Consider the following 13,729-nt stretch of genomic DNA (forward strand, 5'->3'; position numbering starts at 1 on the left):
CTGCGTTTGAGACGACAGTGCGATGAAATCACCGGGTGTCAGTGCTAGTGTGACAGAGCGCAATATACCAGAGCGACAGAGCGTAATATACCAGAGTGACAGAGCGCAATAAACCAGAGTGACAGAGCACAATATACCAGAGCGACAGTGCGCAGGTCAGCCAAATGTCAGAATGTGAATGTGAATGCAAACACCAAAACCCTACTCTCCACTCCACTCCACTCTACTTTTCCTTTTACCAATACAGCATTTGCCTTCCCTACTAACTAACCTACTAACTAACCTGCTGCCTTTCCTATGACCGGCACAAATCGCCCCTTCTACGCAGGATAATTGCACTTTGTGCAACTATTAAAGCCGAATGTATTATGCTTCTTCCTTTTATTGCACTATGTACAGTTAAAAAACGTTATTAGGTGCTTTCGGCGGATTTCTGGCGGATATAATTGCACAAAGTGCAACTATATCGCCAGATCTTCTAAGGAAGGTTAGTTTAAGTGCACGAACTGCAACTATTCTGCGTTTGAGACGACAGCGCAATGGAATCACCGGGGCAAAGTATAGTATTCCAGAGTGTCAGAGCACCTTTTCCTTTTAATTGCACTCGGTGCAGTTAAAAAGAAAAGCCTCCCACCAAAATGTGAGAGGCCCGTCCAATCTATACTCAAATATTTAGTTTAAACGCCAAATGCGGAAGGATCTTTTCTCCAAGATTTCAGCAGTTCCACATCCGTAGCTGCGATCTCGCCTTGTGTAAGAGCCACATCAATCAATGTGCTGTAGTTGGACAAGCTTTGTAATGGCATTTCAGCGGCAGCAAAAGCATCGACCGCACGATCCAGCTCGTAGCTGAAGATTGCCAATACAGCCAACGCTTCTGCGCCTGCTTCTTGCACAGCTTGTGCTGCTTTGATGGAGCTTCCACCAGTGGAGATCAAGTCCTCGATAACGACTACCTTTTGCCCTGGCTTAATTAGGCCTTCGATCTGATTCTGCTTGCCGTGACCTTTAGCTTTATCGCGGATATAAGCCATTGGCAGATTGAGTTTATCAGCTACCCAAGCTGCGTGAGGAATGCCTGCGGTTGCTGTACCTGCGATCACCTCTGCATCTGGATACTGGCTTTTAATAAGCTCAGCGAAGGCATCAGCAATATAGTTACGTACCTCTGGGTAAGCCATAGTCAGACGGTTATCGCAATAGATCGGGGACTTAATACCAGAGGTCCAGGTAAAAGGCTCCTGCGGTCGCAGTGCCACCGCTCCTATCGTAAGCAGATAACTTGCTACTTGTTCACTTCTATTTAATGTACTCATGCTAGGGTCATCTCCTCAATAATATTTAGTGCTGCTTGACGTGGATCAGCTGCAGTTGTAACAGGACGGCCCACCACCAGGAAGTGGCTGCCTTGCTGAATGGCTTTGCCCGGCGTCATCACCCGGGACTGGTCACCTAGGGATGCACCTGCTGGGCGGATACCAGGTGTAACTGTGCAGAATGCGGGCCCACAAGCCTCTGCGATCGCTGAAGACTCTTGCGGTGAAGCCACTACCCCATCCAGACCTGCAGCGGCTGCCAGCTTAGCGTATCTGACTACAGTATCTGCTACGTCTCCTGCGATTCCAATTTCGTTATTCATCACTTCTTGGCTCGTGCTGGTTAGCTGTGTAACTGCGATAATCAAAGGCATTTTAAGCGTAGCATTCCCATTAACTACTGAAGCAGCGCCTTCACGGGCTGCAGCCATCATTGCCGAGCCTCCTGCGGCATGTACGTTAAACATATCTACACCGAGGTTCGTAAGGCTTTCTGCCCCGCCTTTTACCGTGTTAGGAATATCATGCATTTTGACATCTGCAAATACAGAATACCCCCGAGATTTCAGTTCATTAATGAATTCCGGTCCTGCTGCATAGAAGAGCTGCATTCCCACTTTCATATAACAAGGAATCCCTTCCAGCTTGTCAATCAAGGTTCTTGCCCCAGCAACATCAGGGTAATCCAAGGCGATCATCAAGCGATTCGCCATTTCATTCCACTTTGCATCTCCCTGTCCCATAACCGTTCTCCCATCCAGTGCAGACTTAAATCCACACTCTTCATTTATTAGCCCCTAGGCATAGCGGAACGGTCTGCGTAAACGCAAACCGCCCTATGCATCTTTATGAGATTAGTTTAATTGTCCGACAAAAGCAGGCATGGACTGTGACGAGAAGTTGATCGTCTGCAGCATTCTGAGCAGTGCCGTTACTGTATCGAGTGATGTCATACATACGACGCCATTCTCAACCGCTTCACGACGGATACGGAATCCATCACGCTCTGGTGTTTTCCCTTTAGTCAGTGTATTAAAGACGAAGTTGGCTTGCCCACCACGAATCAAGTCGAGAATGTTCGGTGCACCTTCATCCAGCTTGTTCACGTTCATTACGTTGAGACCTGCTTCTTCAAGCGCTTGAGCGGTGCCTCCGGTAGCAATGATCTTGTAACCCAGCGAGTGGAAGCCTTTCATAAGCTCCACAGCTTCTGCTTTATCTTTATCTGCCACTGTAACGATGATAGCGCCAGTTGCTGGAATTTTCATTCCTGCTCCGATTAGACCTTTATACAAAGCTTTTGCATATAATTTATCGCGGCCCATAACCTCACCCGTCGATTTCATTTCAGGTCCGAGTGTTGGTTCCACTCTACGCAGCTTGGCAAAAGAGAACACCGGCACTTTAACCGATACATAATCACTTTCCGGCCATAGACCTTCTGTATAACCATCATCTTTCAGCTTGCCGCCGAGAATGATTTTGGTTGCCAGATGCGCCATTGGAATTCCAGTTACTTTACTCAAGAATGGAACCGTACGCGATGAACGCGGATTTACTTCAATTACGTACACTTCATTCTGATAGATGACGAACTGGATGTTGACCAGACCAATCGTTTTCAGTTCCTTAGCAATCTTGATTGTGATCTCAGCAATTTTTGCTTTCAGACCTTCATCCAGATACTGCGGAGGATATACAGCGATGGAGTCACCGGAGTGAACGCCTGCACGCTCAACATGCTCCATGATCCCTGGAATAACTACCGTCTCACCGTCACAAATTGCGTCTACCTCAACCTCTTTACCTAACATGTAACGGTCAATCAATACCGGATGCTCCGGATTCACCTTAACCGCTTCTACCATGTAGCTAAGCAATTCCGCATCATTATATACAATTTCCATTGCGCGTCCACCAAGTACATAGGAAGGACGTACCAGCACCGGATATCCAAGCGATTGTGCAGTTTCTACTGCTTGATCTACGTTGATAACCGTCTTACCTTTTGGTTGGGCAATATCCAGACGAGCCAGCAAAGCTTCGAATTTCTTCCGGTCTTCAGCTTCGTCAATACTGTCTAGGCTAGTTCCGAGAATCTTAACGCCAGCCGCACTTAATGGTGCAGCAAGGTTAATGGCTGTTTGGCCTCCGAATTGTACGATAACTCCAATCGGATTCTCTTGCGCAATTACGTTCATTACATCTTCAAAGAATAAGGGTTCAAAATACAACCGGTCCGAAGTATTAAAGTCCGTAGATACAGTCTCAGGGTTATTATTGATAATAACCGCTTCATAACCTGCCTTCTGAATCGCCCACACTGCATGCACAGTGGAGTAATCGAACTCAATCCCTTGACCGATCCGGATTGGACCCGATCCAAGTACGATAACCTTTTGTTTATCGGAATGAATGACTTCATTTTCAGTCTCATAAGTAGAGTAGTAGTAAGGTGTAGAAGCTTCGAACTCAGCCGCACAGGTATCTACCATTTTGAATACAGGCGTTAATCCTCGCTCTAAACGAAGCGCGCGTACATCAGCTTCTTTGATGAATTTAACGTTCGCTTGTCCTTCTGCACGAATCTCAGCAATCGCACGGTCTGTAAAACCTCTGCGTTTAGCTTGATACAGGGTTTCTGCTGATAAGCTTTCATCCCCACGGATAACCTCTTCAAAGTTGATCAATCCCTCGATCTTGGACAGGAACCACCAGTCCACGTTAGTGATATCTTGAATCTCTTGCAAGCCAAATCCGCGGCGGAAGGCTTCCGCGATCAAGAACAACCGCTCATCATCAGGTTTTGCCAGACGTTCACGCAGGACGCTTTCTTCCAAATCTTCAGCGCCCGGCAGGCGGAAACGGTGTACACCGATTTCCAGGGAACGAATTGCTTTATGAATGGACTCTTCGAAGGTACGACCGATGGCCATAACTTCTCCAGTTGCTTTCATTTGTGTGCCCAGCTTACGGTTCGCATGAATGAACTTGTCGAACGGCCAGCGTGGGATTTTGCTTACGATATAGTCAAGTGTAGGCTCGAAGCAAGCATAGGTCTGTCCAGTAACTGGATTGACGATTTCATCAAGTGTGTAACCAAGCGCGATTTTGGCAGCCATTTTGGCAATCGGATAACCGGTTGCTTTCGAAGCCAAAGCCGAAGAGCGGCTGACACGTGGATTTACTTCGATTACATAATATTGATAGCTTTGCGGATCCAGTGCGAACTGCACGTTGCAGCCACCCTCGATATTCAGCGCACGAATGATTTTGAGTGAAGCGCTGCGCAGCATTTGATATTCACGATCGGATAACGTTTGGCTAGGTGCCACAACGATACTGTCACCTGTATGCACACCTACCGGGTCGAAGTTCTCCATGTTGCAGACAACGATACAGTTGTCGTTCGCATCACGCATAACCTCGTATTCAACTTCCTTCATGCCGGCAATACTTTTCTCCACCAAACATTGTCCGATCGGGCTATAACGAATACCTGCTTTGACAGTCTCAAGCAGCTCTTCTTCGTTGTCGCAGATCCCGCCGCCGGTGCCGCCAAGCGTATAGGCCGGGCGTACAATTAGAGGGAAACCAATTTCCTCAGCGAATTTCATCGCTTCATCTACTGTGGTAATAATAGTGCTCTCTGGTACAGGCTGTTCCAGTTCGCGCATCAGATCACGGAACAAATCGCGATCCTCTGCTTTTTCGATGGACTCAAGCTGGGTACCTAGAAGCTTAACATTCTCTTGCTCTAGTACTCCTGCACGAGCCAATTCTACAGCCATATTAAGACCTGTCTGTCCTCCCAAAGTTGGCAACAAGCCATCTGGGCGCTCCTGACGGATGATGCCAGTTACGAATTCAAGGGTAATCGGCTCGATATAAACTTTATCAGCCATATTGGTGTCAGTCATGATAGTCGCTGGGTTACTGTTGATCAGCACAACTTCGACGCCTTCTTCTTTCAGGGCCTGACAGGCCTGCGTTCCGGCATAGTCAAATTCTGCGGCTTGCCCGATAACAATCGGTCCAGAACCGATTACTAATATTTTTTTAAGCTTTTCATTCTTAGGCATGTTATAGAGCTCCTTTCACGGCTTCAAGCTGTTTTACTGTAGGTTTTGGCGCCGTGATTCTGGCGTTTGCCGCAAGCTGCGCCTGGCGCGAGCTTACAGGTGTGTTAGCTTTATGATCAGCGATCATCTGTAAGAAACGATCGAATAAGTAGCTGCTGTCATGAGGTCCCGGTGCTGCTTCTGGATGGTACTGTACTGAAAACGCAGGATAACGGGTATGTTTAAGTCCTTCAACGGTCTTATCATTATTATTAATGTGAGTAACCTCTAGATCCGTGCTCTTCACAGAGTCTTCATTCACTGTGTAGCCATGGTTCTGAGAAGTAATGAAGCAACGTCCGCTCTCCAATTCTTTAACCGGATGGTTACCGCCACGGTGTCCGAATTTCAGCTTCTCTGTATCCGCGCCACAAGCCAGTGCAAACAGCTGGTGACCTAAGCAGATACCGAAGATTGGGTATTCACCAAGCAATTCTGAGATCGCCTTCACTGCGTGTGGAACGTCTTTCGGGTCCCCAGGGCCGTTGGACAGCTGGATACCATCTGGATTGAGGCGACGAATCTCATCAGCAGTTACGTCATGAGGTACAACTACAACATCACAACCGCGATTGTTCAACTCGCGTAAGATACCAGCCTTCGCTCCGTAATCTACCAGCACGATGCGTTCTTTAGTTCCTGGGCTATTGTACATGCTTGGAGTAGATGTGCGTGCTACCTGATTGCGCAGTTCTTCAATTGAAGTGTCGCCCATCATTTCCATCAATTCCTCTACACGTTTATTAGAGGTAGTCAGAATCGCCTTCATTGTTCCGTAGTGGCGAATAATCCGCGTCAACATCCGGGTATCAATCTCGCTGATTCCAGGAATATCATATTCTTTCAGCAGGTCGTCCACACTGTATTCTGCGCGCCAGTTACTTGGAACTTCTTCATGACGACGCACTACAAAACCGTGTACGAAAGGTCGAACAGATTCGAAATCATCCCGCGTAATCCCGTAGTTCCCGATCAATGGGTACGTCATGGTAACGATTTGCCCGCAATATGAAGGGTCAGACAGCACCTCTTGATATCCTGTAATTCCTGTGTTAAAAACAACCTCGCCTGTCTTTTCACCTTCAGCGCCAAATGCGGTACCTGTAAATAAAGTTCCGTCTTGAAGCAGCAATCTCGCCTGCATTCCCTTCCACTCCTTCATGTTCTGTAGTCTAATACGTATGCCTTGCATGCCTTCCGGAGTGTACGCGCTCAAATTGCTGATCCGCAAAGATCAGCAATTTCGCCTCACCAGTCCGCTAGTTTTTCTCAGTCCATACGGCTTTGCCGTCCACCCAAGTTTTTACCGGCCAACCCTTAAGCTTCCAGCCGCCAAAAGGAGTGTTACGTCCTTTGCTTGCGAAGGAACTTGGGTCTACTTCTTTTTCCTGCTCCAGATCGATCAGTGTCAAATCTGCAGGAGCTCCGATCTCCATAACCCCGGTGTTCAATCTGAATACCCGTGCAGGATCGGCAGTCATTCTTTGTACTAGTAAGGATAAATCCCATTTTCCGGTTTCTACAAACGCTGTGTATAAGAGTGGGAAAGCTGTCTCGAATCCAACGATACCAAAAGGTGCCAGCTGCATTCCTTTTGCTTTCTCTTCCTCACTATGTGGCGCATGATCTGTAACAATCATATCTAGTGTGCCATCAAGCAACCCTTCGATACACGCCTCAACATCGCGGCGGGAGCGCAGCGGCGGGTTCATTTTCCAATTGGCATCCAGGCCTGGAATATCGTCTTCAGCAAGAAGCAAGTGATGCGGACATACCTCAGCAGTTACTTTAATACCGATCTCTTTTGCTTGGCGAATCAGCCGCACCGACTGTTCAGTACTGACATGGCATACATGGTAATGAACGCCTGTCGCTTCTGCCAGCAAAATATCGCGTCCAACATGGATCGCTTCTGACTCATTCGGAATTCCTTTGAGGCCATGCTTCTTAGCGAACTCACCTTCAGCTACACAGCAGCCCTCAACCAGCGAGTTATCTTCGCAGTGAGCAATGACTGGCATATCGAGCGATGCTGCGATGTTCATTGCATCTTTCATCATTTGAGCACTTTGTACGCCCACACCGTCGTCTGTATAACCAATAGCTCCAGCTTCTTTGAGCGCCGCAAAATCCGTCAACTCACGTCCGAGCTCATTTTTCGTAATGGCTGCATAAGGAAGCACTTTAACTAGTCCTGCTTCACGCGCCTTGTCTTTCACAAATTGCACGATCTCCGGGCTATCTGTCACCGGACGAGTATTTGGCATACATGCAATGGTTGTAAATCCGCCTTTAGCAGCTGAGCGACTTCCGGTTTCCACTGTTTCCTTGTGTTCAAATCCCGGTTCACGCAAGTGCACATGCATATCAATGAGTCCCGGAATAAGCAGCTTACCTTCAGCATCAATGATCTCCGTGGCTTCTCCGATAGCTTCATTTCCGTCGATTATAGCCGAGATCACACCATCCTGTAGTTCGATGTGTTTGCGCTCAAGCAAGCCTTCCTTATTCAATACGCTGGCGTTTCTAATAATCACTGTCATGATTCTACCTTTACCCTCAGATCACAGCTGCGGGCCCTCTCGTTATTATATAATAAAAATTCATCTTTGTGTATATTTATTAGTCTCTATACGTTAGCATTCTGTAAGCTTATAGTAAAGCTCTTTCGAGAACCGCCATCCGGACCGGTACGCCATTAGACATTTGCGGGAAAATCCGCGATTGACTGCACTCTACTACTGCATCATCAATCTCTAGATTCCGGTTAACCGGAGCTGGATGCATAATGATTGTGTCTTTGGCGAGCTTAGCTGCCCGCTCTTCTGTTAGACCATAGTGGCTACGGTAATCTTCAGCAGACAGCTTAATGCCGGAAGTATGGCGCTCAAGCTGTACTCGAAGCATCATTACTACATCCGCTTTAAGAGCTTCTTCCATAGTTACGTAAGGCGCATACTCCATAAGCTCAGGAGCCTTCATATTATCCGGTGCGCAGAACTGCACCTTGGCTCCCATTTTCGTAAGCCCCCAGAGATTAGAACGCGCTACGCGGCTATGCATAATGTCCCCAATGATGGAGACTGTCAGGCCTTTTAGTTCCCCAAAGGTTTTGGTCATGGTGTATAAATCAAGCAGCGCCTGCGTAGGATGTTCATTGTTACCGTCGCCCGCATTGATAAGCGGTATGGACACCTTCTCAGCTAACTGCTGCAGCACACCTGCAGGCTTCAAACGCACAACTCCGGCATCGATCCCCATCGATTCCAGTGTGCGCACTGTATCGTAGATCGACTCCCCTTTTTCTACACTAGAAGCTGCAGCCGTAAAATTAAGTACTTGCGCACCTAGTCGTTTCTCTGCCATCTCGAAAGAGAAGCGTGTGCGTGTGCTGTTCTCAAAAAACATGTTAGAAATAAAATGGGAGTTCAAGATGGGCGTCAGCTTTTCACTTTGATTGTCCCAAAATGCTGTTCTGTCAAGCAGTTGGATAATTTCCGACCGGTCAAGCTCTTTGATTCCCAGCAGACTACGTTCCTTTACCTTGGTAAGTGTCATGATGTTATCGTTCCTCCCGGTTTGAAATAATGTAGACCTCATCTTTGCCGTCGTATTCCTTCAGCGCCACTTCAATCTGCTCGTGCTTTGAGGTAGGTACATTCTTACCGATGTAGTCCGGCCGGATCGGCAGCTCGCGGTGTCCGCGGTCAGCCAGTACTGCCAGTTGAATCATTCGTGGGCGTCCGCAATCCATCAAAGCGTCCATCGCCGCGCGGATGGTGCGTCCGGTGTAAAGTACATCATCGAACAAAATGACTTTCTGATCATGGATGCCAGCACTTCCTGAAGTAATAACGACGTTACTCTTCACTACTGCTTCACTGCCTTCCACTTCACGATCATCCCGGTAATGTGTGATATCCAGCTCACCGTATGGAATCTCGACGCCTTCAATCTCCTTGATGCGCTCAGCGATACGCTGTGCCAGATACACACCTCGTGTCCGAATGCCGACCAGCAGACAATTTTCGATACCTTTGTTCTTCTCCAAAATCTCATGAGCAATACGCGATAAGGCCCGGCGGATCGCCGTTTCATCCATAATGACATTTTTCTCAGTAACCATAATCTTGTCACCCTCCAGCTTGTTCGCCTATTCAAGTTCCCGGAAATCAAAAAACTCCTTGCCTATAACAGGCAAGGAGTGAAATCCGCAGATGAGGAAGATGACGGCCGCGCGCATAAAAAGACAGTTCCGTATTTACACACGGATACCTTTCTAAGAGTCGCGAACCTCGATTCACGTTACCTTGCCAGCCTCACAGGACTGAATTAAAGGCGCTATTCATTTAACAAGAATTATGACAGAACAACCCCCTCATGTCAACTTTCTCTGCCTAAACTTTTGCACTTCTCTTCCTTACTTCTATTAACAACAAGGGGAAAGCGGTACTCAGTATATCTGCATAAAAAACGAGGCTGAACCCAAATAGCCGTTTCATCGCTTTTTGGACAGCCTCGTTTATGTTCTTAACACTACTTGATGTCCAAATGGTTCAAGAGGCGCACCTAGTAATGCTGAAAATGATGCAATTGGTGAGGTTCTTATATAGTAATTAGGGAATTTCTCCCTGAAAGTCAGTGATTTCTGTTCATCAGACTTGTAATTAGGGAAAACTTCCCTAATTGTTGGCCGATTCAGTGATTAATATAGAAAACCCCCTGATTATTAGGGAGTTTTTCCCTGGTTTCGTAAATTCAGAGCGAATATCGGCTAATTTCAGGGAGTTTTTCCCTAATTAGTTTATAACCCACTCTTTACTTCGCACAAACACAGAACGCATATAGCTCACCACACAAGTCCACCACACAAGTCCGCCACACAAGTCCACTGCACAAATTCCACCGTCACAGCTACCACAAATCATCTACTGCAAGCTGTACGAAAATCACACACAGCCATTCATCCACCACCCACCCCAATAGTACAGAACACGACACGCGGCTTATAGTCATAAGGCACAGCAACATCCACATTTCCTATTCCATAAAAAAGAAGCTGCCCCAAAGTAGAATTCACTACTTTTCGGACAGCCTCATTAATTTCAATAACAATGCTTAAAACTCAAATTCCACATCGCTAAGACGTCTTTGAATTTCAGAGATGACACGTCTCTCTTCCTCTTCACCTTTAGCAATAAAGGTAACGGAGAAACGAACAAACGGACCTGCATCATCCCAAGGCACAGTGGAGATCAGCTTCTCACGAATCAGGAATTGGGAGAAATCTTCACCGGATTCAAAGCGACGGCCGTCTTTGATTCCCTTAGGTGCAGCGACATACAGGAAGAAGGAACCTTTTGGCTTCTCAGCTTTAAAGCCGAGGCTGTTCAGTGCATCAACCAGCAGGTTGTGACGACGGGAGTATTTATCCGCAATCGCTTCAGTAATCTCCGGATGAGCAAGACCATAAGCCGCTGCTTTTTGAATCGCGATAAATTGGCCGGAATCGTTATTATCCTTCACATCGCTGAAAGCTTTAACCACTAGCGGATTGCCAGCCACAAAACCAATTCTCCAGCCCGTCATATTGTAAGACTTAGAAAGAGAATGCAGCTCTACACCCACATCCTTTGCACCTGGTACGGAGAGGAAGCTAAGTGGCTTCAAACCGTCATAGGTCAAGGCAGCATAAGGAGCATCATGAATAACCACTACATCGTATTTTTTCGCCCATGCAACGACCTCAGCAAAAAACTCAGGAGTGGCACTAGCACCCGTTGGATTGTTTGGATAGTTTAGATAAAGAAGCTTAGCTTTACGAGCAATGTCTTCCGGAATTTCATTCAGATCTGGAAGAAATTTGTTCTCCTTCTTCAGCTCCACCGTAAATACTTGTCCACCCAAATATTTAGTATGTGTACCCAAGACTGGATAACCCGGCACGGTCATAATCGTGATATCACCTGGATTGATGAAACAAGATGGCAACATAGCCAGCGCAGGCTTCGATCCGATGGAGTGAACTACCTCCGTATCTGGATCAATACCTTCCACCCGGAAAACTTCCCGCAAATATTCAGCAGCAGCAGTCTTGAATTCGGCAATTCCGTTGTCCGCATATCCGCGGTTTTCTTCCTTCGCTGCTTCTTCAGCAAGCTTAGCTACGATACCCGCATCAGCCATCTCATCCGGCTCGCCTACGCCCATATCAATTAGTTCAATGTTTGGAAAATCCTGTTTTGCGGATGCTTTAGCACGTTTGATTTTCTCGAATTTATAAATCGAAGTGTCTTTGCCATAATCGGCACCGCCGATGCGGTCTGCAAAATTAGTCTGAATGAAGCTATCTTGGTATTGTTCAATACTCATACTGTCATCTCATCTCCTGAATATCTATTCTACTTTTAAAAGAAACGGCTTCGCCGTCCCTTGGATGGCGTATGTTTCCGGATATCCGTTTCATTATAAAAATAAGGATAAAGAATAAGGCATTACCCTTTCTTTATCCTTATGTTTTTAAATATGCCGTAAAGTAGTGTTCAATACCATAGACTAATTATCACTTCATTTGTACTTATCTGCTGCGTAGTGTGAACAGGACTTCTTCCATGTCCTCCGGAATAGGTCTGCTGAATTCTTTATATTCACCTGTGGTAGGATGAATAAATCCGAGCACCGCCGCATGCAACGCTTGTCCATTCATCGTAGTGCCCTTGCTGCGTCCATATATCGGATCGCCTACAAGTGGATGGCCAATGAACTTCATATGTACCCTGATCTGATGCGTGCGGCCAGTCTCCAGCTGCAGCTCCAGCAGTGTACAATCTCCGAAGCGTTCCATTACTGTAAAATGGGTCACGGATTTTTTGCTGTTCTTTTCGGTTACTGTGTATAGCTTGCGATCATGTGGATCTCTGCCAATCGGTGCGTCAACAGTGCCCTTATCATGCGACAAGTTGCCGTGTACGACTGCAATATATCGGCGCGTAACACTATGCTCTTTAAGCTGTGCGGCAAGTGAGGCATGACTGGCATCATTCTTAGCCACCATGATAAGACCAGAGGTATCCTTATCGATCCGATGTACAATGCCTGGACGAATCTCACCGTTAATGCCGGACAGATCCTTACAGTGATACATCAGCGCATTTACCAAGGTGCCTGCCGGATGTCCCGCAGCTGGGTGCACAACCATGCCCCGAGGTTTATTAATCACAATGACATCGCTGTCTTCATATACAACTTCAAGAGGAATGTTCTCCGCGATCAAATCCGTTACTTCTGCTTCAGGGACAACAACGCTAACCACGTCGCCTTCCGATAGCTTATAATTGGCTTTCACTGGCTTGCCATTAACCGTAACGTTACCGCCGCTGATCCACAGCTGCACCTGAGAACGGGAAATTTCATCTTCCCATGATTCCGTAATATATTTATCGATTCGCTCCCGCGCGTTCTCTGCCGAAACGGTCCATTCCGTGACGTCCCTCTCTTCTTCGCTCGTAGATGCCGCTTGGTGATTGACGTCTTTATTCAAATCATTCATTCCCTTCTCTTACTTCCTTTGCTTCTTTTACTTCTTTTATTTCTGTAATTTCTTCGCCGTTTTTAAGGTCACGAAAAGAATCCAGAAGAATCAATCCAACCCCAATGACGATACAAGAATCCGCCACATTAAAAATCGGGAAGCTATAGCTCCCAAAATTGAACAGAAGGAAATCAACAACCTCACCATTGATTATCCGGTCCAGGAAGTTACCGATAGCTCCACCCAGTACAAGCCCTAGGGCAACAGATAACAGCTTCCGCGAGTGTCTAGTCTTGTTCAAATACCAAACGATACCACTAACCACTACAACCGTAACTAGAAAGAAGAACCATTGCTGACCTTCGAGAATCCCAAAAGCAGCCCCGCGATTGCGATGAGAGGTAATCAGGAAAAAATCTCCGATCACAGAAATCTGTTCTCCGATCTCCAGACGTGTAGCAATGAGATACTTTGTCCCTTGATCCACCAAAAATACAATAAGAGCAATCAAATAGTACACCACAGAAGTTGTCACTCCGTTCTTATTTTTCCCGCTAAATGCGGTACGAATACTGTTTAAAGACTTGTATATTGTAGCACAGCCCTTAAAGAATCGTCTATTGCGGGACATCCGCTAAGTTCAATCTTGGGGACTATTTTCCAGCGGTAAAATCCCTGCTCTCCGGTCAACCTAACAGAAGAACCATCCGGTGTTATCCGGCAAGTCGGAATGATTCTTATAAAAGGTACAGAAAGGAGCT

Annotated in this window: 10 protein-coding genes; all 10 read right to left on the reverse strand. The window is 46.7% G+C overall.

The window, feature by feature from the left end:
- Positions 1-677 precede the first annotated feature (677 nt).
- A complete protein-coding gene (gene pyrE, locus NSQ66_RS22675) occupies positions 678-1,316 on the reverse strand; it encodes an orotate phosphoribosyltransferase (RefSeq protein WP_036683370.1) in 639 nt (212 codons plus the stop codon).
- The gene (pyrF, locus tag NSQ66_RS22680; RefSeq protein WP_036683371.1) at positions 1,313-2,059 is read right to left on the reverse strand and encodes an orotidine-5'-phosphate decarboxylase; all 747 of its coding nucleotides are present in this window, start codon (positions 2,057-2,059) and stop codon (positions 1,313-1,315) included. The genes pyrE and pyrF overlap by 4 nt, the downstream gene beginning before the upstream one ends.
- A gap of 111 nt (positions 2,060-2,170) precedes the next feature.
- On the reverse strand, positions 2,171-5,398 hold the full coding sequence (gene carB / locus NSQ66_RS22685) for a carbamoyl-phosphate synthase large subunit (protein WP_036683372.1): 3,228 nt from the start codon (positions 5,396-5,398) through the stop codon (positions 2,171-2,173).
- A gap of 1 nt (position 5,399) precedes the next feature.
- A complete protein-coding gene (locus NSQ66_RS22690) occupies positions 5,400-6,581 on the reverse strand; it encodes a glutamine-hydrolyzing carbamoyl-phosphate synthase small subunit (RefSeq protein ID WP_076275666.1) in 1,182 nt (393 codons plus the stop codon).
- A gap of 115 nt (positions 6,582-6,696) precedes the next feature.
- A complete protein-coding gene (locus tag NSQ66_RS22695) occupies positions 6,697-7,980 on the reverse strand; it encodes a dihydroorotase (protein ID WP_076275667.1) in 1,284 nt (427 codons plus the stop codon).
- A 109-nt stretch (positions 7,981-8,089) separates the two neighbouring features.
- Positions 8,090-8,995 carry an aspartate carbamoyltransferase catalytic subunit gene (locus NSQ66_RS22700; protein WP_036683376.1) on the reverse strand — a complete coding sequence of 302 codons (906 nt, stop codon included), beginning with the start codon at positions 8,993-8,995 and terminating at the stop codon, positions 8,090-8,092.
- 4 nt (positions 8,996-8,999) lie between these two features.
- Entirely contained in the window at positions 9,000-9,563 is a 564-nt protein-coding gene (pyrR, locus tag NSQ66_RS22705) for a bifunctional pyr operon transcriptional regulator/uracil phosphoribosyltransferase PyrR (protein ID WP_036683379.1), read from the reverse strand.
- Between the two features lie 992 nt (positions 9,564-10,555).
- Complete coding sequence (locus NSQ66_RS22710) at positions 10,556-11,809, reverse strand: LL-diaminopimelate aminotransferase (RefSeq protein ID WP_038572841.1); 1,254 nt, start codon at positions 11,807-11,809, stop codon at positions 10,556-10,558.
- A gap of 205 nt (positions 11,810-12,014) precedes the next feature.
- A complete protein-coding gene (locus NSQ66_RS22715) occupies positions 12,015-12,986 on the reverse strand; it encodes an RluA family pseudouridine synthase (protein ID WP_076141841.1) in 972 nt (323 codons plus the stop codon).
- Positions 12,979-13,491, reverse strand: a complete 513-nt coding sequence (gene lspA / locus NSQ66_RS22720; protein ID WP_036683603.1) for a signal peptidase II — start codon at positions 13,489-13,491, stop codon at positions 12,979-12,981. The genes NSQ66_RS22715 and lspA overlap by 8 nt, the downstream gene beginning before the upstream one ends.
- Positions 13,492-13,729 lie beyond the last annotated feature (238 nt).

This window comes from Paenibacillus sp. FSL H3-0329 (assembly GCF_037963285.1).
GTDB lineage: Bacteria > Bacillota > Bacilli > Paenibacillales > Paenibacillaceae > Paenibacillus_AQ > Paenibacillus_AQ odorifer.

Coding starts and splice junctions, on each gene's coding strand:
- NSQ66_RS22695 (WP_076275667.1), bottom strand. CDS start 7,980: ATGACAGTGATTATTAGAAACGCCAGCGTATTGAATAAGGAAGGCTTG.
- NSQ66_RS22700 (WP_036683376.1), bottom strand. CDS start 8,995: ATGACACTTACCAAGGTAAAGGAACGTAGTCTGCTGGGAATCAAAGAG.
- pyrF (WP_036683371.1), bottom strand. CDS start 2,059: ATGGGACAGGGAGATGCAAAGTGGAATGAAATGGCGAATCGCTTGATG.
- NSQ66_RS22690 (WP_076275666.1), bottom strand. CDS start 6,581: ATGCAGGCGAGATTGCTGCTTCAAGACGGAACTTTATTTACAGGTACC.
- pyrR (WP_036683379.1), bottom strand. CDS start 9,563: ATGGTTACTGAGAAAAATGTCATTATGGATGAAACGGCGATCCGCCGG.
- NSQ66_RS22710 (WP_038572841.1), bottom strand. CDS start 11,809: ATGAGTATTGAACAATACCAAGATAGCTTCATTCAGACTAATTTTGCA.
- NSQ66_RS22715 (WP_076141841.1), bottom strand. CDS start 12,986: ATGAATGATTTGAATAAAGACGTCAATCACCAAGCGGCATCTACGAGC.
- carB (WP_036683372.1), bottom strand. CDS start 5,398: ATGCCTAAGAATGAAAAGCTTAAAAAAATATTAGTAATCGGTTCTGGA.
- pyrE (WP_036683370.1), bottom strand. CDS start 1,316: ATGAGTACATTAAATAGAAGTGAACAAGTAGCAAGTTATCTGCTTACG.